Consider the following 24,295-nt stretch of genomic DNA (forward strand, 5'->3'; position numbering starts at 1 on the left):
GACGGATTTTTATGTTCACCTGAACATAGCAAGGTATGTTTTCAGCCGCTCAAAACATTTTGAGCAGCCGTGAAAACGCCTTGCCCTTGCAGGGGGCGGGCTTACCCTCCGAAGTCGGGAAGCCTCTCAAACCTGCGGTGTCTGTGACCCATAGCGGCGGCTTATGCCGCCAATCCGCTAAATCCAAAGTAATATGAGTGAAAAAAGAAGAAACAAAGGCGGGAGAAATCCCAAACCTGATCCGGCGGTGTTCCGTTACACCGTCCGTTTCAACGAGGAGGAACACTACCGTTTCCTCTCCATGTTCGAGAAGTCCGGCGTTTACGCCAAATCAGTTTTCCTGAAGGCGCACTTCTTCGGACAGCCGTTCAGGGTGGTGAAAGTGGACAGGACGCTGGTGGATTATTACACCAGACTGTCCGATTTCCATGCGCAGTTCCGCGCGGTAGGCACGAACTACAACCAAGTCGTGAAGGGACTCAGGCTGCATTTTTCCGAGAAAAAGGCGATGGCGTTGCTCTACAAGCTGGAGCAGCAGACCGTCGAACTCGTGAAACTGAGCCGTCAGATTGTGGAATTGTCGAGAGAAATGGAGGCGAAATGGTCGCAAAAATCAGTGTAGGAAAGTCGTTGTACGGCGCGCTTGCCTACAACGGGGAAAAGATCAACGAGGCGCAAGGGCGGCTGCTCACTACCAACCGTATCTATAATGACGGTTCGGGAACGGTGGACATCAACAAGGCAATGGAGGGCTTCCACACCTTTCTGCCGCCACAGATGAAAGTGGAGAAGCCGGTGGTGCATATCTCGCTCAACCCACATCCGGAGGATGTACTGACCGATGCGGAATTGCAGGATATAGCCCGCGAGTATCTGGAAAAACTCGGTTTCGGCAACCAGCCGTATCTCGTTTTCAAGCATGAGGACATCGACCGCCACCATCTGCATATCGTGACGGTCAGGGTGGACGAGAACGGCAGGAGCATAGACACTCGGAACAATTTTTACCGAAGCAAGCAGATAACACGCGAACTGGAACGGAAGTACGGTCTACACGACGCGGAACGCAAGAACCGCCGTCTTGACACGCCGCTGTGCAAGGTGGACGCCTCTGCGGGCGACGTGAAGAAGCAGGCAGGGAATATTGTCAAGGTTCTGAACGGACAGTACCGTTTCCAGACGATGGGCGAATACCGCGCACTCCTTTCCTTATATAATATGACGGTGGAGGAAGCGCATGGCAATGTGCGCAGACGCGAGTATCACGGGCTGGTCTATTCCGTCACGGACGATAAGGGCAACAAGGTCGGCAATCCTTTCAAGTCCTCGCTGTTCGGGAAATCCGTCGGTTATGAAGCCGTGCAGAGGAAGTTTGCCCGTTCCAAGCAGGAGATTAAGGACAGGAAACTCGCCGGAATGACGAAACGCACCGTCCTTTCCGTGCTGGAAGGCACGTATGACAAGGATAAGTTCGTTGCCACGCTCAAAGAAAAGGGCATCGACACCGTGCTGCGCTACACGGAGGAAGGGCGCATCTACGGAGCCACGTTCATCGACCACCGCACGGGCTGCGTGCTGAACGGCTCGCGCATGGGCAAGGAACTTTCCGCCAATGCCTTGCAGGAACACTTCACGCTGCCTTACGCCGGACTGCCGCCGGTTCCGCTTTCCGTTCCGGTGGAAGCCGGGGAGGATATGCGCGGACAGGGCGCATCCGACGATGAAAGCATGGCGGGCGGTGTCGGCCTGCTCACTTCCGAAGGTCCGGCGGTGGACGCCGAGGAGGAAGCCTTCATCCGTGCGATGCAGCGCAAGAAGAAAAAGAAGAAGAAGCGCAAGGGCTTGGGAATGTAACCGGGGTATCAACAATCAAAAAATAAATGTATGTCACAACAAGAAGACGATTTGAGGGCATTGGCGAAAATCATGGATTTTCTGCGTGCCGTGAGTATTATTTTAGTGGTCATGAACGTGTACTGGTTCTGCTATGAAGCCATCCGGCTCTGGGGAGTGGATATCGGCGTGGTGGACAGAATCCTGATGAACTTCGACCGCACGGCGGGGCTGTTCCGTTCCATCCTGTACACGAAACTGTTTGCCGTCCTCCTGCTTGCCCTGTCATGTCTGGGGACGAAGGGCGTGAAGGGGGAGAAAATCACTTGGGGACGGATCTGGACGGCTCTTGCCGCAGGCTTCGTGCTGTTCTTCCTGAACTGGTGGATATTGGCATTGCCGCTGCCGGTGGAAGCGGTGACGGGGCTGTATGTCCTGACCGTCGGCGCAGGCTATGTCTGCCTGTTGATGGGCGGTCTTTGGATGAGCCGCCTGCTAAAGCACAACCTTATGGACGACGTGTTCAACAACGAGAACGAGAGCTTCATGCAGGAAACACGGCTTATCGAAAGCGAGTATTCGGTCAATCTTCCGACACGGTTCTACTACAAGAAACGTTGGAACGACGGCTGGATCAATGTCGTGAATCCCTTCAGGGCTTCCATCGTATTGGGTACGCCGGGCAGCGGGAAGTCATACGCGGTGGTAAATAATTTCATCAAGCAGCAGATTGAAAAGGGCTTCTCGATGTATGTGTACGACTTCAAATTCAGCGACTTGTCCACGATAGCCTACAATCACTTGCTGAACCACTCGGAGGGCTACAAGGTGAAACCGAAGTTCTATGTGATAAACTTCGACGACCCGCGACGCTCGCACCGTTGCAATCCCATCCACCCGGATTTCATGGAGGATATTACGGACGCTTACGAGAGCGCGTACACCATAATGCTCAACTTGAATAAAAGTTGGGTGCAAAAGCAGGGCGACTTCTTTGTGGAATCACCTATTATCTTGTTCGCCAGTATTATATGGTATCTCAAAATCTATAAAGGCGGCAAGTATTGCACGTTCCCCCATGCAATCGAGTTCCTGAACCGCCGTTACGAGGATATTTTCCCTATTCTGACCTCTTATCCCGAACTGGAAAACTACCTCTCGCCATTCATGGACGCATGGCTCGGAGGGGCTGCGGAGCAGTTGATGGGGCAGATAGCATCGGCGAAAATTCCGCTCTCGCGCATGATTTCCCCGCAGCTCTATTGGGTGATGTCGGACAGCGAGTTCACGCTGGACATCAACAATCCCGAAGAGCCGAAAATCCTCTGCGTTGGCAACAACCCCGACCGTCAGAATATCTACGGTGCGGCTCTCGGTCTTTATAACTCCCGTATCGTGAAACTCATAAACAAGAAAGGTATGCTGAAGTCGTCGGTCATTATAGATGAACTACCGACGATATATTTCAAGGGGCTGGACAACCTTATCGCCACCGCGCGAAGCAACAAGGTTGCCGTCTGTCTGGGCTTTCAGGATTTCAGCCAGCTGGTGCGTGACTATGGCGATAAGGAGGCCAAAGTGGTGATGAACACCGTCGGCAATATCTTCTCCGGGCAGGTGGTAGGCGAAACCGCCAAAACACTATCCGAACGCTTCGGAAAGGTGTTGCAGAAACGGCAGTCCATTTCCATCAACCGGCAGGACGTTTCCACCTCCATCAACACGCAGATGGACGCGCTTATCCCGCCGAGCAAGATTTCCGGCTTGACGCAGGGTATGTTTGTCGGTTCGGTGTCCGACAACTTCAACGAGCGTATCGAGCAGAAGATTTTTCACTGCGAGATTGTCGTGGACGCCGAGAAGGTGAAGCGCGAGGAGAAAGCCTACAAGAAGATCCCCGTCATTACCGACTTCACCGACGGGGACGGCAACGACTGCATGAAGGAAACGGTGCAGGCGAATTACAGGCGCATCAAGGAGGAGGTGAAGCAGATTGTCGCCGACGAACTGGAGCGTATCGCGGGTGACGAGAACCTGAAGCATCTGTTGCAGCAGAAATAATATATCCGTTTATATATGGAAAATCCGTAGCCGATGACCGGTTACGGATTTTTATTTCATTATGTCTGCTTTTCTTTTTCCGATTTGAGTTGTTTGTTTATGGTGGAAATGACAAGTGTCAGCAGGTAGTTTTTCAGCTCTGTGTCATCTTTCAGCAGTATGCTGTATTCTTCGGCGAACATTCTCAAAAATCTGGTTCTGAGTTTCGACATTTCCTCACCGAAAGGTATCTGCCGGTTTTCATTCCAATACTCCATTGTTAGAGAGGCTGCCAACCATTTGAACTCCGCTTTCATTTCCTTGCCGAGTTTCTTGAATCTGGTTTGCTCAGTAATGGGAAGGTCTCTATATGGCATCATATCAACCGGGTCATAAACGGATATGCAGCCGATGCCGTAATCCATGACTACAGGCAAATCCGTATTCTTATGTTTCTTCTTTTTTGCCATGCCTATTGCTGCTTCAACAATTCCAAGCCTTTCTCCGTAAGGCGATATTTCTGTTTCGGATGGCTCGGTTGTTCCGGATATAATGGAATGACATAGCCTTCATCCAATGCAGGATGCAGGTAGTTTGTCCTGAACGTAGGGCGATGGTTCAGTTCCAATGCCTCCATTATTTCTTTTACGGACAACTCTCGTTCATCCAATATTTTCACCAACGCGAATACTTGGTCGGTGCTTGGTCGGTGCTTGGTCGGTACTTGGTCGGTACTTGGTCGGTTTGTCACCTCGCATTTGAATATCAGCGTTACACTGTCACTCCATATCCTGTATTCCGGTTCGGGCAATCCGGCTTTGCGGCATTCCGACATCATCAGTCCTATACCGCGTCCCCAGCTTTCCAAGACCTTCCGTTTATATAAGGCATTTGCCAATAATGGATTTTGTGGTTTGGATTCATGCTCGGACTTCATCTTTTCCGCATCCCAGTTGGGCGGAAAAGTTCCGGGGTTCTCAATTTCCACGCGGTCATCATAAATGGCTATGCCCACTGAACCGCCGGCCTCTTTGTACGACCTGTGGGTGAGCGAGTTCACTACACCTTCTCTTATTGCCTTGTATGGGATGGTCAAATGCTCCTCCCGTTCCAATGTGTCTGTTGTGCCGGATAAGGAAAGGTGCTTGAATATAAAAGCCATCGCTGCGTTGAGCAATTGAAAAAAATTGCCTTGAATGCGTTGGCTGTCCATGAATACAGTCTTGTCAGTACCTTTGAAACGCGCCAGCCGAAGCAGGCATTGGGGATATTCCATGTCCTCGTGCTTTCCAAACAGCACGGCTGCCGCATTGTTCAACACCCCGTTTTTCTGTAACCCGAACTTTTCCAATATGACAGGAACGTCAGTGCCCGTATCCTCCGGCAGACGGCCGCATTCTATACCTAACCTTACAGTCTTCAATACCTCATTGGCGTCCAAGTCCTGCAAGGTCAGGTTTCTGTTCTCTAAAAGTTCCCAGCGGTATCGGTTGCCGTCACGTTGCAACAGCAAGTCATTATATGCTGTCTGCGGCATCGTCGTGGTCGCGCTTTCTACCCGCATATATGGTCTTCCTTTATAGGAGAACGGACGGTTGAGCTTTGAGTTTTCAACGTGGAAAGCAATTACTTTCTTCTCACTGTCAGGCAACGGTGCATAGGATATTTGTACCATTGCCACCGGTTCCAACCGGTTGATCGCTTCCGCTATATCCCTTCTGGTCTTGTCGCTTACTTCCTGTCCGATGATTTTTCCCTTGTCGGTGACGCCGAAAAGCACCGTGCCGCCTTCTCCGTTAAGGAAGGCGCAAAGCGTTTCCATCCCACGCTCCAATTGTCCGGTGGTTTCCTTGAACTCTATCCGTCCACATTCTTTTCCGGCTATCAGTTGTTTTACTGTATCGAGGTTGTCTATGCTCATATTCAATTTGTAACGATTATGCAAAGATAATGTTTTTGGCTGACTTTCGGGACAATAGCGCGTGGAAAGTACAGATTCGGCATATATAAATCAGAGGACAACGCAATGCCGTCCTCCGACTTGTATGCGAACTATCTTCTCATGCGTTCCATTTCTTCATCATGACGGATCTTTTCATTCAATTTTGCCAGCATCTTGTCGAGGAAATAGGTTCGGCTGGTATTCTTGCGTAGCTTGATGGCGGAATAATACCGATAGCACTCTTTGGTTTTGATACCGAAAAACTCATATAGAGCGGCGGACAGCTCTTTCAGCGAGGTTTCCCCGTTATTGATGCAACCCATTTCATCAAGACCGTAGATAAGCTCCACCAAATCAAGTGTGTTGCCCGTCCATTGCAGTAGTCCGGTTGTGTTTTCGGTTGTATTTTCGGCGGATGTGTGGATGGGGAGCAGTGGTGGCACTTGGGGAGCGGCAAGGAACTTCTGCATCTTCCTTACGAAAGAGAGTGCCTTGCTGATATAGGATGCAACCTCCCTCTTTTCTTCGGGGAGATTGCGCACGGGATGGTGCTGCAACTCGATTTCGATGTAAGCCAGCGCGATGATGGTGCGGTTGGTGTCCACGTTGCCGCTGCATAGCTCGATTACTTGGGTAGCGAAAGCCGCGTATGCCGTTTCCATATTGCAGTCCCCGGCTTCGTTTATACGGCGGAAGAATTCGGTTTCCGCCAATAAAAAATAATTCATGTCCTGTCAATTTTGAAATTTAACACTCTGTTTTTCGGTATGCGCACATGAATATGATTGGCAAAAATCATGTACATCAAACAAAAAATCCGGCACATAGTCTGCAATATGCTGGATTTCAGAGTAATAATTTCAAAATTTATTTATCCGACAGGAGTTGTATTCAACTTAAGGTGTTAATCTACTGAACATTAGTCCATTTTCCGGACATCAAACGCACGCTTTATAGATATGGCGGACCACTCCGTTGCGGTATGCTTTCTGTGAGGTCAGCGTCCATTGTTCCTGTGGCAAGACGGACTGGAAGAAACGCTTTCCCGTTCCGGCAATGAAAGGAATTGTGTATAGTATGATTTCATCCACCACACGCATACGCAGCAGCCCGTTGATGTAGTCCGCCTTTTCAGGAGTGGCTTCCGCCAGATAGCAGATGTCTGTTGTGGATTTCCGCCATTCGTCAAGCATGGAGATGGAATAATCCGGTGTGATATGATAAAGGGCGTTTTCCCTTATCTCGTTGATACCGCAATCTTCAAGGCGCAGTTCCTTATACGCTTTGCAATACAACTCGGAGCTTTGACATCCGTCCATCGTGAGGACGGCAAGAATCTGTACTTTACCCATTATCGTTTCCTTTCGTTAGGCAAGGGCAAAAAAGTAGCGTGCAAATCACACTACTTTCAAGCGACGGCTCTGGTAAAGCCTTTTACGGAGAGTACGTGAATGCACGCTATGCGTAGGCATAGCATAAGCATCACGCAATCGTCTCCGTAGTGTCAATTTACCAGATTTCTTTGATGGAAAAGTCGAGATAAGTCAAATGAGCTAATTATACTTGTTATCAATGCAATAGCAATTATCAATATTGCGGCGATTTTCCTGCTTTTGACCCGATTTTCTCAAAAAGTACACCTTTTGTACCCTCGATTATGTACTGTAGTCAGAGGGTAAATGTTAAGGTCTATAAACGGCGATTTTCAGATTATTATACCTCGGATTATCTTTGCGCAAAATTATAATTGTATGGCAAAATTAGAAAATCGCAAGAAGCAGAATCCCAAGCTCCGACAGTCGGAACTGAGCGACGGACGTGCCAGCCTCTACCTTGAGTATTATCTCGGCAGAAGTGAATCGCCCGTGCTTGACGAGGACGGGAATCCGGTGTTTTACACCGAGGGAGCGATGGCGGGTAAACCGAAATATCAAATCAAACATTCCCGCAAGAAAGAGAACCTAAATCTGTATATCTGGCTTCATCCCCGCAACCAGCAGGAGCGTATGCAGAATAGGAATACTCTTGCCCTTGCAGAAAAGATACGTTTTGAACGTGAGCAATCCTTTTTGGAGGACAGGGAAGGCTATCGCCTCCGAAAAGACATGGACGAGGATTTCCTTGAGTTCTGCAACGAGTTCATCAAATCTCCGGCCCTCACCAAATATACCCGCATAACGCTCGGGCACGGATTGCAAAAGTTCAAGAACTTTCTTGCCGACACGCCGAGATACTCTCTCTACAAAAACAATCTCAAGATGACGCAACTGACGGTTGACATGGTGGCTGCCTATGTTGAGTATTTGAAAGAGAACGGAACAGGCGACGGTCCGAAAATCTATTTCCGAATGTTCAAGCGTATGGTTACTGCGGCTGTTGACAAAGACCTCATCAAGAAAAATCCGTGCCGAGGTTTCGTGTTGAAGAACGACAACATGACGTTGCAAAAGGAGATTCTTCTGCCGGAGGAAATACAACAACTGGTAGCTACACATTTTGAGGGAGAGAAACCGGAGATTCACCGAGCATTCATCTTCGGTCTTTACACCGGCGTGCGTTGGTGTGACACAAGCCAGTTGACCTACCGCAATGTGGACTACTCAACCAGGACATTGCGGTTCCAGCAGCAAAAGACAAAAGACCACAGCAGCCGGAGCTGGGTAATCGTTCCGTTGAACGACACCCTTATCCGTCTAATCGGCGAGCCGGGAAACGACAACTTTGATGAACGGATATTCAAACTCCCGCATTACAACATCTGCAATCTCTATCTGCGTAAATGGGTAAAGGAGGCAGGCATCAGGAAGAAAATCACATGGCATTGCGCGAGACACAGCTTCGCGGTGAACGTCCTCACCAAAGGAGCGAATATTAAAACGGTGTCGAGTCTTCTCGGACACACCTCCATAAAGATGACAGAGCGATATCTCCATGTCGTTGACAGTCTGAAACAGGACGCAATCAACTCCCTCGGTGAAATCAATTATGCACCGATGTAAGGTTGTAACCATCCCAGGCTAAGCCGATAAGTCAGCAATCATTTGTCGGCTTTTTTCTTCACTGCAAATCACAATGAGAAACAAAAAGGAAAAATCGGAGTGTGAAATCGGCAACGGGGATTACGACTTTGGAGTAAGGCCAACCAACATATTGCAAGGGTTTTGAGCTGCAAAATCAATTTCATGCAGCTCAAAACATACCTTGCAGAATCCCGACGGATTCCGTTCGACCTACAGAATCAGAAGGCTTGATAGCACCAAATTACAATAGGTTACATACAGAAAAGGCTATTGTAATCGGGATAGCGACGGTTTCAATTATTTGCACATCAATATTGACAAAATTCAACTTCTTGCAATGAGGAAGAATAAGATTGGACTCAAGATAGTTGATATATCAACACGCGATACATAATGCTGTCGATATTGTAATTTGGCTAACGCATATTACTACAGATAGTTACTCGTTGAAGTCTTGATTGCAAGTATGCTGTTAGTAAGTATTGACGTATGAACGTACTGACGTATTGATGTATGAACGTACTGACGTATGAACATCTGAACGTATGAATGTACATACGTATGAATGTACATACGTATGAGCAGATGACTGAATTAACTTATGAGCAGATGGATGTCAAGCCTTATGTATGAATGACAGGAAGAATTGCCGTTTGAATGTCTTACAGCTTTGTCATTCATATGATTGCCCGTCTGACTTACCTCCGACCGAAATTTCGGTCGGATGCGATAAAAATGGTCGGATTATGTCTGTTTTCGGTCGGATGGACTTCAACTATTTCTTTGGGAAGTTCTTTGGTTTCTCTGGGATTTTCTTATTCTTCCATTCCTTTGCAGCTTCTGTTAAGCGGTATTTCTGCTTGGGATGTTTTGGCTGTTCGGGATACAGTCGCTCAATAGCACCTTCCTCCAATGCCGGTTTAAGATAGTTCTTTCTGAAGTATCTTATATCCTTTAATTCGCATAGTTCGGCAAGTTGCCATACTGTCATAAAATCATCAGTGGCTTTCTCTATCAACGTCTTAACTGGTAGAGAACTGGTAGAGAACTGGTGGGGTACTGGTATAGAACTGGTAGAGTGCTGGTTTGGAACTGGTTGGGTATTCGCGCCTTGTTCAGGGAATGTTTTGCCGGGTCGTTTGAAGGTAACGATTACAAAGCCTCCGTCCCAACGCCATGTGGGTTCATCTACGCCTTGTTCGCGGCAAGCATCCATTATACGCTTGGCTCCGGAACCCCAGCTTTCCAGATAGGTTGACTTATACAGGGCTTCGGCAATCTTAAGATTGTATGGGTAGGACTCGTGCGGCTCCTTGATGGATTCGGGTGAGATTTGAGGAGGAAATATGCCGGGATTGGCAATCTCGATGCGGTCATCGTAGATAGCAATACTTCCTGTCAGATTATGCTTCTCCCATTGACGATGGCACAGACTGTTGATCAATGCTTCGCGCAAAGCGTGATACGGCACTTCAAGCCGTTCCTCGCGCTGAAGGCTGTGGGTTGTAATCTTTCCGCTGAGATTGAGGTGCTTGAAGAAGAAAGCCATACCTGCGTCAAGCAGGTCGAAGAAGTTGCCTTCGGCTCGTTGATTGTCGATAAACTCATTCTTATCGGTACCCAAGAACCGCGCCATACGAAGCCTGAACTGCGAATACTCGCTGATTTTGTCCGAGAAAAGCATAACGGCACCATTGGTCGGGTTGCCGTTTTTCAGCAAATTCCATTTAGCCAACGTGTCATCAATCGGCGCACTCATCGCGCTCGCCGGAATTCGACCGCCCTCTACACCAAGACGGATACACCCTCTGATATGCTTTTCGTTTAAGTCGGCAAGCGTAACATCATTTGCAATCTGGCTTTCCCATGCGTAAATCTGAGGCTGATGCGCCCGGATTCGTTCATCATACATCTCATGCGGCATTACCTTTGTAGTGCTTTCGACCTTGTAATACGGGCATCCGTGGAATGTATGAGGACGCTCGCCCCACACCCAGCCATCGAAGTGTATGGCAATCGCTTGATTCCCCGGACGGTCAGGCACATCAACATAATGAATCTTCACATCGACAGCGGGCTCTAATCCGGCAATGGCTTGCGCAATTTCACGTTTAGTCGTTTCCGTAACCTGTTGTCCAAGAATCTTCAATCCTGTCGGAGCAACACCGAAAATCAGCCAACCGCCATCGGTGTTGAGAAACGCACATGCCGAGTGCATACCGTCCTTCAGCTCGCCGGTAGACTTCTTCAGCTCCAAAGTTCGCGACTAGTCCGCCGCAATCAGAGCCTTTATATCGTCAATAGTCATTTCCATAATAATCTCAAAATAGTACAAATTTAGCTTGTCTTAGGTATTCTATGTCTAAATTCAAACTCATCTACATTTGCCTAGGCCCTTTTTCTCAAAATAATCATCAAAATGAGTTTTTAACAACTCATATAAATAAGTTAGGCAATTGTATTTTCCGAACAATATCGTCATGTCATCGAGCCCTCCGCTCCTAAAACAAGCATATTCTCTATCATTAAAAAACACGGTATCTTTCTTAAATAAATCGGAGGGTGAAGAGATATTGTTCTCTTTCATTATCGTAGAATTATTTATATCTTCAATAGTAATGATTCGTTCATTATAAGGCAATACACTTCGAAAATAATAACTGTAAAATATAAACTTATGTCCTGGATCAGAGTAGTCCACTAAAAAGGAGATAAGATTACCTCCATAAAAAATGTCAAGTTCATTGGCTAATAATGGAAATTCAGATTGTATGAAATTTTGATATGCGCGAAGTGTATTTAGAATCACTATGCGAGATTTTTCCAATGCAGTGTAGGGTGAATAATCATCATACACCATCCCTGTATTACCAAAAGAACCTCTTTGTGGATATGGCCTTGAAATTGATGTATAACCAATATCGGCAAGGCTTTTAGCGGCATCATAAATAGTATTTAGATATATGGATTTCCTACCAGATACTAAATGAACAGGCATTTTTTCTATATTGGGATAGTTTGATTGAAAATACCCAATCAAATATTGAATATCTATTTCAGAATTCTTGTGCAAATGTAGGTGTCTCCAATTCGCATCAACAAATTCATATAGATATTCTATTAAAAACGTATCGTTAAATGGGATGATTCGACGTGTTTTTAGAAAGTCTTCTACATGTTTCTTTATTATAGAAAGAGCGTATAATTGAGGGTTGGTTTTAATATTATTTTCTGCTTGTGAAAATGACGCATAATCATGATTATGAGATAGCTCAAAAATTGAACACTTCGGTAATTGTACTATTGGCGAAACGAGCTGCCCTAGATTAATATTATAGAGGGAGAATTCTAATGAGTCATCAGAATAGGTATAAATTGCAATGCCTCGTTTCCAAACGTTAGAAAACAGAGTACGTTTTAGGCAGTTAAAATCAACGTTCAGAAGATGGTTGTATTCATCTGAAAACATTTGAATTTCTTGAATGTCGGTAGGAGTTAAATCCGTGTCTGATTCGGGCATGCTTAAGAGATAGGACTTAAGTTCCTTGTTCTCTTTAAGAATCTCTTCTCCATGTGCTAAGAAATGCGTGCGATTATTACAAATGCTTAACCACTCATTTAGAACTATGTCGATGTTATCTTTGTGTAATTCTTCTTTCTCAGTGAAATGTAATGTAATTGTGTCTTGCTCTTCTTTATCACGGTTTTCGTTTATAAGATTTGGAGAAATATACTTATACAAAACTTTGTTCTGAGAATGATCTACCGCCAATAAGAAAACATTATCGGTTGTTGCTTCGGCATATGCAAATAAAGATGTCGGGCAAGGGAATTTGTTAAGTCCCTCATCTCTTTTTGTCACTGTTTTAACCTGAACCGTAATTTTTCCACTAACTCTATTCGATGAGTCTAGTAATTCTATGTAGCCATCAATATTGGATTGGGTAGTTCCCAAATCAATATTATTAGACGTTCGGCCAAGCAAAAGAGTACGTATGAATAATACGGATCTTTCTTCTTTAATGCCGTTCGCATCTATTGATACTTTTGCTTTGAAAGACATAGTGCTACAGTAGTTTAATCATTATACCATACGTGGAATCCTCAAACTCGTTTAATCTACTTACCACAAATCAATCACTTAGATTGAATTGTCGAGCTTATGGATGAATGTTTCAAATTTGATTACTGAAAGGAAGACGTTTAATATACTCCTCCATAAATTGCCAATCAGGTTTTCCTGAAGAATTTACAGGGAGTTTAATCATGGAAGAAGGCATACGGATGGGTCTCCATTTTCTACCATAATTCCAACGATACCTATCAAGTTCAATGATGCTACAAAGGAACATTCCTATATACTTGTTCATATCTCTATCCAGTAGATATAGCGGATTGACATCATGTGAACATGTGAATGCTTTTGACTGATAAAACGCGTAGCCAACGGAGCCATTGTTAGAAACAGTAATGCAATTAGGCTTAAATATTTTTTCCTCTAAAGGTGAATTGGGTAGATCTCCTGTTTTAGTGGAAATCATAATTGTTTCTATATCGGTCAGAGATGTTACACCATTATTTGCATCGGTTGCACCGATAAAAGGGATATCTCCATTTGGGTTATGATCAGGTTTTTTATTATAGAAACCTTTGCATATTTTGAATACTTCATCGTATCTGAACCATTTCCAATCTCGATCAGAAAGTTTAAGAGAATTTTGAGTTATGGGGGTCTTGTCTACTCCCAAGCCCCATATTGTCTTTGCACGAGAAGGAAGAATAGGCATTATGGAATTCTTAATATAAGAATCTATTGCTACCCAATCGACATTCCCGCTATCAGTTTGAGGAAGTGGAATTGTGGTGTCTTTGAGTGTTTTTTTCCATTTTCTACCATACGAAAAGCGCGGACGTTCTAAGTCAAAAAGAGATATAAGGTACATGGCGATATATGGATTAAGATTGTCATTATAGCCTGCAACTATATCAGATGTGGCTATAAAAGGCCTATCCATATATAACGTGTAACCAACGGACCCAGCTCCATTGCAGATGAAACAGATACAATTACCTTTCATGGTGAGAGAACTGTCTTTAGCACAATAGCGCATCACTCCGTTTTCATCCTTTTTGGCTCCAAGATATGGTGTAGAATCTCCATCAGATAATATGTTGTTATTACCTTTGCCATTTATAAGTAAAGGGAACAATTCCTTTACCGAAAAGAGTCTTGTATTACTAAAGGGGTTCATTTTTAGTTAGATATGCAGCATACGATTTCATAACAGAGATGAAATTATTATCTGATAAAACAGAGTAGTCTGTTTCCATATACGCTTCAGCACACCATTCATCTTTTGATGTAATCACACGGTTCACACTTTTACCCGGCATTTCCAAACGGTGTCGATATAATGATAACCACTCAGACTCAATGCTGTCCCAAACCTCATTTATATCGACACGGCCAACACCTTTTCTTTTTTCAAACCCATCTACACGATAATATCCGAAGAACGTTTCAAAATTAGAGGGATGCGGCTGTCCCAAATTAAACACCATACATATAGCCACAGCACTTGCCCCAGGATAGAACATATCAGGAGGTAAAGAAAAAACGGCATCTAAGGTGTGCTTCTGAAGCATTTTCTCTTTGAAATCAGTAATGATAGAACTGGATGTAAGTGCACAAGCCATTGGGAGTAATGTCAACAGTTTCCCATGATTTACAGCGTCAGCTATATATTGCACAAAGCCTAAGCCTTTTGTCGGGTCAGTAGATTTAGAACCGAATAGACGAGCATAAGGGGTGGGTACTTGATTTTTGGAAGCATTATATGGAGGATTCATTAAGACTAAATTTATGTCAGAAGATTCAATCCATTGCTTCTTATCGAAACAAGATCCTGCCTGAATGTTAGAATTGCCGTCACCATGAATTAACATATTGGTGGTTGCTAATCCGTATACATTTTCGTCAAATTCGATGCCATATATTTGGTGCTCCTTTACATGCTTCTTCTCGCTTGCAGTCTCACATTCTTTTAGAATTTGAGACATCGCTTGGACTAAGAAGGTGCCTGAGCCACAAGTGGGATCGAGTATGCGAATATTACGATGAATACCCGCAGCTTTGCACATGAAATGGGCGATATGATTAGGAGTAAATGCTTGATTCTTATCTTCTCTTGCTACATATTTATTGAATGTGGTGAAGAAGTAGCTAAGTATGTCATGACCCTCAGTGGTGTACTCATTTATATACGGTAAAATATTCTTTTTGATAAAAAGAAGAATTTTTTGATATTCATCAGAGCGCAAGGTTGATACGCTTTGGCTCTCAAGTATATTATTTTGAAGCACCAATAACTTCTTTGCTCTATCAAGGCTGTCATGGAGCATTGATGCTAATATTTCCTTGATTCCCGCATTGATTTGAGATGTTGAAAGGCCTTTAAATTTCAAGCGTTCTTTTAATGCGAGAAGGCAAGTCCCTACAAATTGGCTTCTTAACTTTTCAGGAATACCATTGTCATGAAGTATTTTATTTAGTTTGGATGTATTCTCTAAAACCGCATTTCTATCATTAATATTTTGAGGAATAAAAAGCATTTTGTATTCTTCAAAACTTTTTAATTTTGAATCGGCTAATTCCAAACCAGATGCTTCATTATTAGAGAATTTCCATACTTTAATTTGATCATTATCCGTATTGGCAAGTATGGCTATAATATTAGTTTCTGAATTTAATTCTTGTTCTAAGGCTACGTATGCAAATAACTGCTCTTTATCTGCATTTGTAAACCTACGTTTGGTTTCGATTAAAACCGCAGTCTCAGAATGTTCATCAAAGAAACGAATATCAAGTTTATAATGGCCGCTCAAAGAGCGGTCTATCACTTGTTGATAGCTGAACTCGTTGTTCTCGATATTTGAGACCAAGAACTGGCGCCCAACTGTATGTATCATATCTATTCGATCCATAGACATACTGGAAAGCGAAACTCCAGCGTAGCTATGCGAGGCCGACCAAAGCCTTTAAGCGACTACGTTGGAGCTTCCAATGTTTTTGTTTACGGCTTTCGCCGTTATGTCGTTGTGATATTTTTGGTCATTTCGCGTACGATGCTTAGATTGCAAAGTTAGCTATTTTTCGTGAGATTAACGGTATGCAATCCTAAAAATCTGCGAGTTGATTCAATCGAACTATTGTTTTCGACATCTTTCCCATATAACGTGTATCTCATAATGCGGTTCACAAGACACATCAAGGATACTTGTTTGAGAGAATTTCTAATGCTGTTGAATGGGATGCACATCCGGAGAAAAGTCGCAAATCAACGCAGTTAAAAATCTCTAACGGATGACAATTATTTCAAATCCATTTGCTCATGCTTGCCGCCATCTTCCGTAAAAGTACACTATTAGTACACTACAATCTGTAGATATTACTGGTAATCAGTATGGTTGTGGATGTATATGAAAATTTTTCAGATTTTCGCTCGAAACGCCTTGCGGTCTTATGTTATATATAGGCGGCAAAAGGATCTGCCAATCGCCGTTACCTTCTGATATGTCATGCAAAGATAGCCATTTTCAGCGAATTGCGGGCTATGATTGCTCAAATTTATATTTCAATCCATATTCTTCCAGTTTATTATAGAGTGTTGTCCTGCCTATTCCAAGCAGTTCGGCGGCGACCTTGCGGTTCCCGTCAGCTTGCTTCAAAGCGCGTATAATCCGCTCTTTATCTTCCTCTTTGTTGCGCAGGGAGAAGCCGGTAACAGAGGTTGTTTCGGTTATTCCAAGTTCCAGATGCTCTTTCGTGACAAGTCCCGTCTGTGCCTGCAACACCGCGCCCATGATTTTCTGACGAAGCTCGCGCACGTTGCCCGGCCATGAATGGGTCAGCAACGCTTTCCGTGCTTCGGAGCTGAATCCGCTAACCTTGCACTCCAATTCATTATTGGCAATCTCGCGGAAAAACTCTGCCAGCGGCATGATGTCTTCCTGACAATCACGCAGCGGCGGAACGGTTATCTCGAAGTCGTGCAGACGGTACAGCAAGTCCTGCCGGAAACGCTTTTCATTGACCGCCTTTTCCAGATTCTCGTTGGTGGCAGCGATAATACGGACATTGAAACTTCTATCCGTCCTGTCACCAACGGGGCGGTATCGCCGCTCCTGTATGGCACGCAGAAGCATCTGTTGGGTTTCCGGTGCAAGGTTGCCCACTTCGTCCAAAAACAGCGTGCCGCCTTCGGCTTCATGGAAATATCCTTTCTTGGCACTGTCCGCACCGGTGAACGCCCCTCTGACGTGTCCGAAGAATGCCGACGGTGCAAGCTCTTTGGTGAGTGAACCGCAGTCCACAGCCACAAACGGTTTTCCTGCCCGCTTGCTCTTGTCGTGCAGCAGATGGGCGATATGCTCTTTGCCCGTACCGTTCTCCCCGAATATCAGCACGCTCATGTCGGTGGGGGCTACCAGCCTTATCCGGTGCATGATTTTCTGAAAGGCGGAACCGTCACGGGCAAAGACGGGCATACGGTTTCGCCCGATATTCCGCTCTTTCAGTATGGTACGGAGCAGAGGTACAAGTTTGTCCTCCACGAGTTGTTTGGGTATGTAGTCCAGCGAACCGAGTTTCATACTTTCGACCGCCGTATGCACTTCGGCATAGTCGGTCATGATAATGAACGGCTGCATCATGCCTTCCTTGCGCATCCAGCGCAACAGGTCGATACCGTTGCCGTCGGGCAGACGCAGGTCTGAAACCACGATGTCCCCGTCTGCGGCTTGTTGCAGATATTTCTTCGCGGTCGAGAGGTGGAACGCCTGCACGGTACGGAATCCCTCACGTGCCAGCAGGTTGCAGACAAACTCGCAATACACGATGTTGTCCTCCACCACTATGATTTTTGTCTTATCCATTGTTATATTTCTTCCTTTCTTCTTTTGCCAGCCGGATTATCTCCGAACCCTTATCCAGCACAGCTTTTATAGCATTACCAATTGTTTTTTCGTCAGGCGTGCCATCGCTATGAAGCAATTTTTTGTATAGTTCCCTTAACGGCTGGTCGGCACGGAGTATCTCCCACGAGCTGCGCAGGTGGTGTGTAAGGGCGTCCAGCTCCTGAAGGTCTTTCCGTTGTTTCGCCTCCCGAACCGCCTGCATTTCCTTCTCGGTTTCCGTAATCAGTTTCTCCAGCATGACGGATTCATTGCCGTAGGATAGCAGGGATGTGAAATCCGGCTTTTCATTTTGTGCCGCATTCATGGCACATTTATTTGAAATCTCCATCAGTTCAGATATAGAGAACGGCTTGAACAGGCATTCTGTGAATCCATGTTCTATAAGTTCCTCTTTGCCGCAACTGCCCGAAGCGGTTGTCACGACTACCGGGATATCCCTTGAATTGCCAACGTTGGAAGTGCGCAACAGTTCCAGCAACTCGAAACCGTTTATATCCGGCATATTCAGATCCGTCAGAAGAAGGCTGTATTCCTTTTTTCGTATCAGTTCCATCAGTTCCGCAGCATCGGTACAGGTATCGCAGTGTATCCCTTCCTGTGCATACATTTCTTTCAGCATCAGGAGCAGCACTTCGTCATTGTCGATGGCAACCACATCGTGGAATGTATGGTTATGATGAACCTGTGCTTGATTTATCCGTTCCGGAATTTCCTCGGCTGTCTGCATGGGGATTTCCACAGTTAAACAGCTGCCTTTGCCTTTTTCGCTCTCCAGCCGGATTGTGCCGCCGAGCATTGTCACGATACGCTGCACGATGGACAATCCCAGCCCGAAGCCGTCTTTTGCAGCGGCGTTTGACAGACGTTCAAACGCACCGAATATACGTTGTTGCTCCTCTTCGGTCATGCCCGTCCCCGTATCTTCGACGATAAGTGTCAGCATCCCGTTAGTGTAATCCGTTGTCAGAGATACGCTGCCGTTCTCCGTGAACTTGATGGCGTTGGACAACAGATTATTTCCGATTTGCAGGATGCGTTCCTTATCAGTCAAAACAACCGTATCAGTTTGATTAATTATGGTAAGAGCCAGCCCCTTGTTCATAGCGGTTGGCATAAACTCCGTTTCAAGGATGTGCGTGATTGCCGAAATTTGGCAAGGAGAGAAATTCGGCTGCTCCTTGCCGTTGTCCAAGCGGAAGAAACTTAGCAGCGTATTGAGCATTTCACGCATACGCTCAGAAGATTGCCGGATGTTTTGGATATACGCCCCGATTTTATCAACATCGCAATCTTTTTGCATCAGTCCGGCATAACCCGTTATTGCCGTCAGAGGCGTGCGCAATTCATGGGTGATGGTATGAACGGCTTTCTTGCGGGAAGCAATCAGTGCCTCGTTCTGTTCAACAGACTGTTGAAGTTGTCCGATTAAATCCGATGTTTTCAGTCGGTATCGTTTGATTCGGATGGCATCCCTATGTATAATTATGAACAATACGAGCAATAACAGAAGTATGGATAATGCCAGACTGCCAATTTGCCTGAACGACTTCTTACGCATGGTGGCTATCTCGGTTTCTCGTTCTTTCAGGTCGGTCTGAACATTGTTGTCGATATGACGGATAAGCCTACGTAATTGGCTGTTTAGGGCTGCATTATGTGCGGCAACGCTGTCGGTCTGTTCGCTAAGTATCCGGTTCTGGGCTTTTTGTTTGGCAATCACATCGTTGTTAAGAGAACAGAGCATCGAGGTTGTTGCCGACGGTTTTGTTTCCTCCTTTTTGCCGAAGATGCCCAAGAACCCCTTGCGTTTAGTCTTGCGGGGGCTTTCATTTGCGCTTTGACGGACTATGAACGGCACTTTATCGGCTATACGCCTATTGAGTGTCCTCTGACGGGAATGTATATCCGCCAGCTCCCTCATCTGTACTTCTTTGCTTGCCAATATGTCACGGATGCTGTCTATCCCGACACGTTCCGAACTGAACACCTCGCAGAAGACACACAGTGTACTGTCAATTACCATTCTTTGCTGATGGTATTGTTCTGCATCGCCCTCTTTCCATTCCGATACGGTTTCTCCCAGCAATGACAGCCCTGTAATCCGTATGTTCAGGCGGTTTATGTTTTTTCGCAACTCGCTTGCCTTACGGTTTTCCTCCTCGGACAGAGCCAATGTGTTTTGTTCGTTATGGTAGGTATAGGCTACCAGCAGTGACAGGATGAATATGGAAATGTAGCCTGCGGCTACCAGTATGCGGTAGGATTTCATAAGCCGTATATATAATGATTGCGAAACTTCTCATTTGTCAGGAATATGCGTGCCGCTATAGCCGCACCTTCCAAATCTTGCCGGAAACGTGCTCATGATTCACTGTTCCAGTATTTCATCCTTCTCTCGCACCATTCCTCATATCCCTCTTTTTTCAGTTCTCCAGGTGTCTTGAGAACCTGCTGGTTGCAGAAGTCGGAAAAATTACTTGCAGAGAGGAACCGGTTGCGTTCAGCCACTTCCTTCAGGGCAAGTTCCGGACGGTACGAAAGATCTTCTTTTATACGGCTTATGCGCTCCTGCCGGAGCCAGTCGGTCGCGGAACAGCCGTAATATTCTTCAAAACGGCTTCGGAAATGGGAATAGCTCATGCCACACATCCCTGCCAGCTCCTCTGCTGTAAAGGTGTGCCACTTATACATCTTCACTTTCAGGCGGAAGACCGCTTTTTCCAGTTCTTTCAGACGGCTTTCCGCATATTGCATTTCAGATTCCTTCAGAGGGCTGGAGATATGGCGGAGGGTGTCACGGCGCGCCCTGAAAAAGTAGTCGCACACCCGGTTGGTCACGCAGTTAAGATAGGAGCGTCCCCTCATGCAGCGGAGCAGGTCGCAGAAGAACATCAGTTCCGGTGTCCGGTACTCCGTTTCATAGACGGCTACGAGGTCATTGCACAGGTAGCAGAATGCAAAGTCTTCAGGCGAGCATGCCACAAGAGCCATGTAAGGCTTATAGTCACGCATTTTCAATGTAGGCTGGACAGGAACGGATTTGAATGTGCTGACAATCAGGCGCAGCACCTCTGTATCATGGGCGAAACTCTCCATTTCGCGTACCATACGGCTTACGGAGTAACGTTTCTTTACAAGCTCTTCCGCCTTGTCTGCTATGCTGTGCAGGCTTACGGAGTGTATGGGATATATATCGGCTGTGTGCCGTAGCAGGGCTGTCAATCTCATTATGTTGTTTTTGCGGCAAATATCGGGTTTATAAAGTAACAAGCAGTTCCAAATCTTGCCGAAAATCCCAACACGGTCATATTTTTCCTTGCCGTTGCAACGCTTCCAAGAAGAAAACGGCAATGGTAGACACTACATACAGCGCAAGAACCCATGCACCGGATTTGCGTTGCACCGGGCTTTCATCGTCATATCTGGCTATAATCCTGTCGTAACGTTTCCTGAAAAAGAACCGCCAGCTCAACAAGGCAATAATGCCGCCCTCGATAATATAATACTGAATATCGGAGGGATATGCGACAATGCCGTATCGGGTCAGCATCCCCCATACGGTCAATACGTTGGTACTCAGTATGACCGAGAACATAAGCATCCCCATAAACACGGCTCCTTCCGCCAGAGAGGAATGAAGCCATAGTCTATAAAACCGATAATACAGATAATCTATCATATCCTTCGGGTAACTATATCATGTTGAATATCACTTGGTCATTCCTGTAAGAAACTCCTGCGGATGCTGTTTGATGTATGTGCCTATCATCGTGTAGAGTTGCCGGTCATTCTTCATCAAGGCATAGTACTCATCATCGAAGGTATCAAAGAGCTTCTCTTTATAGCCGTGGGCGAATCCTTCCTTCGTTCCGTCCCATACCGATTGCAGTTCATCACGGTTGGCGGCATATTGGTCGTTGGCTCGTTTCACGACATCAGCGATCCGGTCTGCTCCGAGCTTGACAAAGGTGTCCTCGGCTTTTTGCGCACGTTCGCCACCGGAATTGTAGTAGTATTGGTTGAAACCGCCGTTGATGACTTCCGCGTGCAGTTCCACCGCGCACATTATGCTGTCGAACACTTCGCTCTCCATATCGCTTGCCAGCTCTCCGTCAATGTATTTCCGGCAGAGTTTATCGGCAGGAAGACGCTCTATCAACTCTTCCGTTATCTGTTCGGAGCATCTTATCCCGAACAGTTTCTTTATCCATTGCATCATTGATTTCGGTTTTTATTATTACTTGAACATATTTTTTTCATTACCGTGTAAGACATATTCTGGCCTTTTATCAAGCAGTATGAACTGCGGCAACTGTTGCGCCCGCTTCCACATTGCCGGATTGTACGACCATAACACGGGAAGTTCCACTGGAGAATGCTGGAAGAAGTAACGCTTTGTTTCAAGACTTGGTAATATGGATATTATTGCTCCGTTGCCTTCCATACTCGGATGATAGCAGAAACGGAAACTCATATAGGCATATCCGGGGCTTCCTTTCCGGGCGTCAATTTCAAGAGACTCCACAATCGTGTCCTCTTGTGTTTCCTCACTGTCGCTACGCTCGTCTGCTTCGGGAAGACCGCTGTCGTTGTCAAGATTTAGTTCCGGGAAATTCAATATCCCATCCACGGTTGAAAGCATGACACAGGCATTATACCGCTCATGCTTCCTTATGGATTGATCCGGTACTGTGACGCGGAGCAGAACCCAGCAGGAATCCTCCTCAATCAAAGCTTTCTCTATAGCAAATCTGACCTGCGGACGTTCCAACGGACGCAATTTTCCGTGAATGATTCGATAAGCCCTGTCACAGCCTGAATTGTTCACTTCACTCAGACAAATCCGTGAATCCTGAGCAGCACCGGTTTTGCGGATTGTGGCACATCCCGCAAATGCCAACGATAATGCCGACATCATGGTCAGCAATATTATATTTCTAAAATGATTGTTATTCATTGTTTAATGGTTAGCAGGTAGCATCGTCAGATGCTATCTTTCGTTGTTACTAACTTATTTACAAATCCCAATCCGGTGAATAAACACCCAATCCCAATAAGGGGATAAACAATGCCGCACAAGACTGCAAGCATATTCAATCCCCGTTCATCTCCTATGAAGCCGTCTAAACTGACAGCTTGCAATATGAAGTTTGTAATTTGCCAATCCAATAGACTTTGGTCTATACTGATAAAGGCAAGCCACAAAAAGATAGAGCAACATTCCAAGCCCAACAATAACATTATGGTTTTAGGTTGCATTGCATATAGTTTATAGACCTTGTAGATTACCAGTATATCTATGATTACAAGCATACCCAAAAGACAATATTCCATAATGCCATATATACCGAACAGACGACCAAAGCCTAAGCCACCACAAAATAATGTAATGGCTATCAGCAAAGCACTGAAAGCTGTCAATAATACTATGGATTGAACTGTTTTATTCATCTCACTATTGTTAGTAATGGGATAGCGTGGAATGCTGGTAGGCGTTATCACGCTTTGTTATAAACTCAATTTACCTATTGGTATAATAGTCTTTAAGTAGAAGCGGGAGAAAAAGCCAACTTACTATGCCTATTATAGAGATAGCAACAAAAAAACAATTCTTCCTGTTGGTGTTATTGTTCCTGTAATGGTTGTCCCATCTTCGGTATCTTTTTGTATCATCCCAAAATACGATTTCATTTATAAGCATAAATAAGATGGAAACAGATAGGAAAGCAACGTATTTGGCTTCATGAACAAAATGGATTGGTGCTATCAGTGCCATTATCAATGCAATAAATGGGAGATGGAAAAACAAAAAGCCAATGTTATTTCCAGCTCTACCATATCCAAGTAATCCCCAGAAGAAATACCTAATTGTAAAATACCAATAAATATACCAGTTCATAATGTCAATTTCAAATTGATGATAATGGTTAGAAAGGAGCATCGTCAGATGCTATCTTTCGTCGTTAGATACTGATTTTATAGTTTCAAGAATATTGCCCGATACAATATTTTGAATACCACTGAATATATCACTGCCATAATAATAAACAAGATTGTCGTAATCAGCCCACACTTGTTCTTGTTCATCTAACCACACAATCAAATAGCCGGGATGAATGTCTGCTAAATAGATAACCTTATTGACCCCTAACTTCAAAGCCACTTTTTGCATAGCTTCCGGGCGGTATTTCTTTATTTTCTTGACATCAAAATAAAGAATATCAGATTGGTTCAGTTCTAATTTCATGTTATAGAATAGAGCAATCTTGCTTATAATACTTTCATTCAAGGGATAATCAAACTTAGAGTAGGATTGTCTTAACTTGTCTATGTAAGAATCCTGCATCATTTGAAAATTAAATTCGTCCCAATGGTTATGAACAAGTATTTCCTTTATTGCAGTAGGTATAATCATTTCTAATTGTATCTGTAATCATTCTATTTTCCGCCACGACAATTTTATCGGCTGTTTTTCAGCCGATAA

At 45.1% G+C, this 24,295-nt stretch carries 21 protein-coding genes; 4 read left to right on the plus strand and 17 right to left on the minus strand.

Annotated features, from left to right (window positions below; all coding sequences use genetic code 11):
* Nucleotides 1–193 precede the first annotated feature (193 nt).
* The 3 genes from mobA to mobC are packed head-to-tail and all read left to right on the plus strand — an operon-like array spanning nt 194 to nt 3,894.
* A complete protein-coding gene (gene mobA, locus MoGM_RS07880) occupies nt 194–622 on the plus strand; it encodes a conjugal transfer protein MobA (RefSeq protein ID WP_104369539.1) in 429 nt (142 codons plus the stop codon).
* Nucleotides 601–1,854 (plus strand): conjugal transfer protein MobB, encoded by a 1,254-nt coding sequence (mobB, locus tag MoGM_RS07885; RefSeq protein WP_104369540.1) that lies wholly within the window; start codon nt 601–603, stop codon nt 1,852–1,854. The genes mobA and mobB overlap by 22 nt, the downstream gene beginning before the upstream one ends.
* A gap of 30 nt (nt 1,855–1,884) precedes the next feature.
* The gene (gene mobC, locus MoGM_RS07890) at nt 1,885–3,894 is read left to right on the plus strand and encodes a conjugal transfer protein MobC (RefSeq protein WP_104369541.1); all 2,010 of its coding nucleotides are present in this window, start codon (nt 1,885–1,887) and stop codon (nt 3,892–3,894) included.
* Between the two features lie 59 nt (nt 3,895–3,953).
* Here the strand turns inward: mobC and MoGM_RS07895 are convergent, their stop codons facing one another.
* The 4 genes from MoGM_RS07895 to MoGM_RS07910 form a co-directional block, all read right to left on the minus strand.
* Nucleotides 3,954–4,343 carry a hypothetical protein gene (locus tag MoGM_RS07895; protein ID WP_104369542.1) on the minus strand — a complete coding sequence of 130 codons (390 nt, stop codon included), beginning with the start codon at nt 4,341–4,343 and terminating at the stop codon, nt 3,954–3,956.
* Nucleotides 4,344–4,345: 2 nt separating this feature from the next.
* Entirely contained in the window at nt 4,346–5,794 is a 1,449-nt protein-coding gene (locus MoGM_RS07900; RefSeq protein WP_104369543.1) for a Fic family protein, read from the minus strand.
* A gap of 131 nt (nt 5,795–5,925) precedes the next feature.
* Nucleotides 5,926–6,543 (minus strand): RteC domain-containing protein, encoded by a 618-nt coding sequence (locus tag MoGM_RS07905; protein ID WP_104369544.1) that lies wholly within the window; start codon nt 6,541–6,543, stop codon nt 5,926–5,928.
* Between the two features lie 210 nt (nt 6,544–6,753).
* The gene (locus MoGM_RS07910; protein WP_065538014.1) at nt 6,754–7,167 is read right to left on the minus strand and encodes a dihydrofolate reductase family protein; all 414 of its coding nucleotides are present in this window, start codon (nt 7,165–7,167) and stop codon (nt 6,754–6,756) included.
* 399 nt (nt 7,168–7,566) lie between these two features.
* Here MoGM_RS07910 and MoGM_RS07915 point away from each other — a divergent pair, with 399 nt between their 5' ends.
* The gene (locus MoGM_RS07915; protein ID WP_104369545.1) at nt 7,567–8,814 is read left to right on the plus strand and encodes a site-specific integrase; all 1,248 of its coding nucleotides are present in this window, start codon (nt 7,567–7,569) and stop codon (nt 8,812–8,814) included.
* Nucleotides 8,815–9,610: 796 nt separating this feature from the next.
* Here MoGM_RS07915 and MoGM_RS07920 read toward each other — a convergent pair.
* The 13 genes from MoGM_RS07920 to MoGM_RS13335 form a co-directional block, all read right to left on the minus strand.
* Nucleotides 9,611–11,092, minus strand: coding sequence for an ATP-binding protein (locus tag MoGM_RS07920; RefSeq protein WP_104369546.1), 1,482 nt, complete (start codon nt 11,090–11,092; stop codon nt 9,611–9,613).
* Between the two features lie 117 nt (nt 11,093–11,209).
* A complete protein-coding gene (locus MoGM_RS07925; protein ID WP_104369547.1) occupies nt 11,210–12,898 on the minus strand; it encodes a DUF4365 domain-containing protein in 1,689 nt (562 codons plus the stop codon).
* Nucleotides 12,899–13,010: 112 nt separating this feature from the next.
* Nucleotides 13,011–14,087: a restriction endonuclease subunit S gene (locus MoGM_RS07930; RefSeq protein WP_104369548.1), complete on the minus strand. Its 1,077-nt coding sequence runs from the start codon at nt 14,085–14,087 to the stop codon at nt 13,011–13,013.
* Entirely contained in the window at nt 14,074–15,804 is a 1,731-nt protein-coding gene (locus MoGM_RS07935; RefSeq protein ID WP_199181777.1) for a class I SAM-dependent DNA methyltransferase, read from the minus strand. Before MoGM_RS07935 ends, MoGM_RS07930 begins: the two co-directional genes overlap by 14 nt.
* A gap of 642 nt (nt 15,805–16,446) precedes the next feature.
* Nucleotides 16,447–17,769, minus strand: a complete 1,323-nt coding sequence (locus MoGM_RS07940) for a sigma-54 dependent transcriptional regulator (RefSeq protein ID WP_104369550.1) — start codon at nt 17,767–17,769, stop codon at nt 16,447–16,449.
* Entirely contained in the window at nt 17,762–20,080 is a 2,319-nt protein-coding gene (locus MoGM_RS07945) for an ATP-binding protein (protein WP_065538016.1), read from the minus strand. The genes MoGM_RS07940 and MoGM_RS07945 overlap by 8 nt, the downstream gene beginning before the upstream one ends.
* A gap of 92 nt (nt 20,081–20,172) precedes the next feature.
* Nucleotides 20,173–21,039 carry a helix-turn-helix transcriptional regulator gene (locus MoGM_RS07950; protein WP_104369551.1) on the minus strand — a complete coding sequence of 289 codons (867 nt, stop codon included), beginning with the start codon at nt 21,037–21,039 and terminating at the stop codon, nt 20,173–20,175.
* Between the two features lie 76 nt (nt 21,040–21,115).
* A complete protein-coding gene (locus tag MoGM_RS07955; RefSeq protein WP_065538018.1) occupies nt 21,116–21,490 on the minus strand; it encodes a hypothetical protein in 375 nt (124 codons plus the stop codon).
* 30 nt (nt 21,491–21,520) lie between these two features.
* Nucleotides 21,521–22,030, minus strand: coding sequence for a DUF4375 domain-containing protein (locus tag MoGM_RS07960; protein WP_104369552.1), 510 nt, complete (start codon nt 22,028–22,030; stop codon nt 21,521–21,523).
* A gap of 18 nt (nt 22,031–22,048) precedes the next feature.
* A complete protein-coding gene (locus MoGM_RS07965) occupies nt 22,049–22,768 on the minus strand; it encodes a hypothetical protein (protein ID WP_104369553.1) in 720 nt (239 codons plus the stop codon).
* Between the two features lie 26 nt (nt 22,769–22,794).
* Entirely contained in the window at nt 22,795–23,262 is a 468-nt protein-coding gene (locus tag MoGM_RS07970) for a hypothetical protein (RefSeq protein WP_068960246.1), read from the minus strand.
* A 70-nt stretch (nt 23,263–23,332) separates the two neighbouring features.
* On the minus strand, nt 23,333–23,710 hold the full coding sequence (locus MoGM_RS07975) for a hypothetical protein (protein WP_068962008.1): 378 nt from the start codon (nt 23,708–23,710) through the stop codon (nt 23,333–23,335).
* Nucleotides 23,711–23,761: 51 nt separating this feature from the next.
* Nucleotides 23,762–24,058 carry an SUKH-3 domain-containing protein gene (locus MoGM_RS13335; RefSeq protein WP_233210212.1) on the minus strand — a complete coding sequence of 99 codons (297 nt, stop codon included), beginning with the start codon at nt 24,056–24,058 and terminating at the stop codon, nt 23,762–23,764.
* Between the last annotated feature and the right edge of the window lie 237 nt (nt 24,059–24,295).

It is taken from the genome of Prevotella sp. MGM1 (genome assembly GCF_002933775.1).
GTDB lineage: Bacteria > Bacteroidota > Bacteroidia > Bacteroidales > Bacteroidaceae > Prevotella.

Coding starts and splice junctions, on each gene's coding strand:
- mobA (WP_104369539.1), top strand. CDS start 194: ATGAGTGAAAAAAGAAGAAACAAAGGCGGGAGAAATCCCAAACCTGAT.
- mobB (WP_104369540.1), top strand. CDS start 601: ATGGTCGCAAAAATCAGTGTAGGAAAGTCGTTGTACGGCGCGCTTGCC.
- mobC (WP_104369541.1), top strand. CDS start 1,885: ATGTCACAACAAGAAGACGATTTGAGGGCATTGGCGAAAATCATGGAT.
- MoGM_RS07895 (WP_104369542.1), bottom strand. CDS start 4,343: ATGGCAAAAAAGAAGAAACATAAGAATACGGATTTGCCTGTAGTCATG.
- MoGM_RS07900 (WP_104369543.1), bottom strand. CDS start 5,794: ATGAGCATAGACAACCTCGATACAGTAAAACAACTGATAGCCGGAAAA.
- MoGM_RS07905 (WP_104369544.1), bottom strand. CDS start 6,543: ATGAATTATTTTTTATTGGCGGAAACCGAATTCTTCCGCCGTATAAAC.
- MoGM_RS07910 (WP_065538014.1), bottom strand. CDS start 7,167: ATGGGTAAAGTACAGATTCTTGCCGTCCTCACGATGGACGGATGTCAA.
- MoGM_RS07915 (WP_104369545.1), top strand. CDS start 7,567: ATGGCAAAATTAGAAAATCGCAAGAAGCAGAATCCCAAGCTCCGACAG.
- MoGM_RS07925 (WP_104369547.1), bottom strand. CDS start 12,898: ATGTCTTTCAAAGCAAAAGTATCAATAGATGCGAACGGCATTAAAGAA.
- MoGM_RS07930 (WP_104369548.1), bottom strand. CDS start 14,087: ATGAACCCCTTTAGTAATACAAGACTCTTTTCGGTAAAGGAATTGTTC.
- MoGM_RS07935 (WP_199181777.1), bottom strand. CDS start 15,804: ATGATACATACAGTTGGGCGCCAGTTCTTGGTCTCAAATATCGAGAAC.
- MoGM_RS07940 (WP_104369550.1), bottom strand. CDS start 17,769: ATGGATAAGACAAAAATCATAGTGGTGGAGGACAACATCGTGTATTGC.
- MoGM_RS07945 (WP_065538016.1), bottom strand. CDS start 20,080: ATGAAATCCTACCGCATACTGGTAGCCGCAGGCTACATTTCCATATTC.
- MoGM_RS07950 (WP_104369551.1), bottom strand. CDS start 21,039: ATGAGATTGACAGCCCTGCTACGGCACACAGCCGATATATATCCCATA.
- MoGM_RS07955 (WP_065538018.1), bottom strand. CDS start 21,490: ATGATAGATTATCTGTATTATCGGTTTTATAGACTATGGCTTCATTCC.
- MoGM_RS07960 (WP_104369552.1), bottom strand. CDS start 22,030: ATGATGCAATGGATAAAGAAACTGTTCGGGATAAGATGCTCCGAACAG.
- MoGM_RS07965 (WP_104369553.1), bottom strand. CDS start 22,768: ATGAATAACAATCATTTTAGAAATATAATATTGCTGACCATGATGTCG.
- MoGM_RS07970 (WP_068960246.1), bottom strand. CDS start 23,262: ATGAATAAAACAGTTCAATCCATAGTATTATTGACAGCTTTCAGTGCT.
- MoGM_RS07975 (WP_068962008.1), bottom strand. CDS start 23,710: ATGAACTGGTATATTTATTGGTATTTTACAATTAGGTATTTCTTCTGG.
- MoGM_RS13335 (WP_233210212.1), bottom strand. CDS start 24,058: ATGAAATTAGAACTGAACCAATCTGATATTCTTTATTTTGATGTCAAG.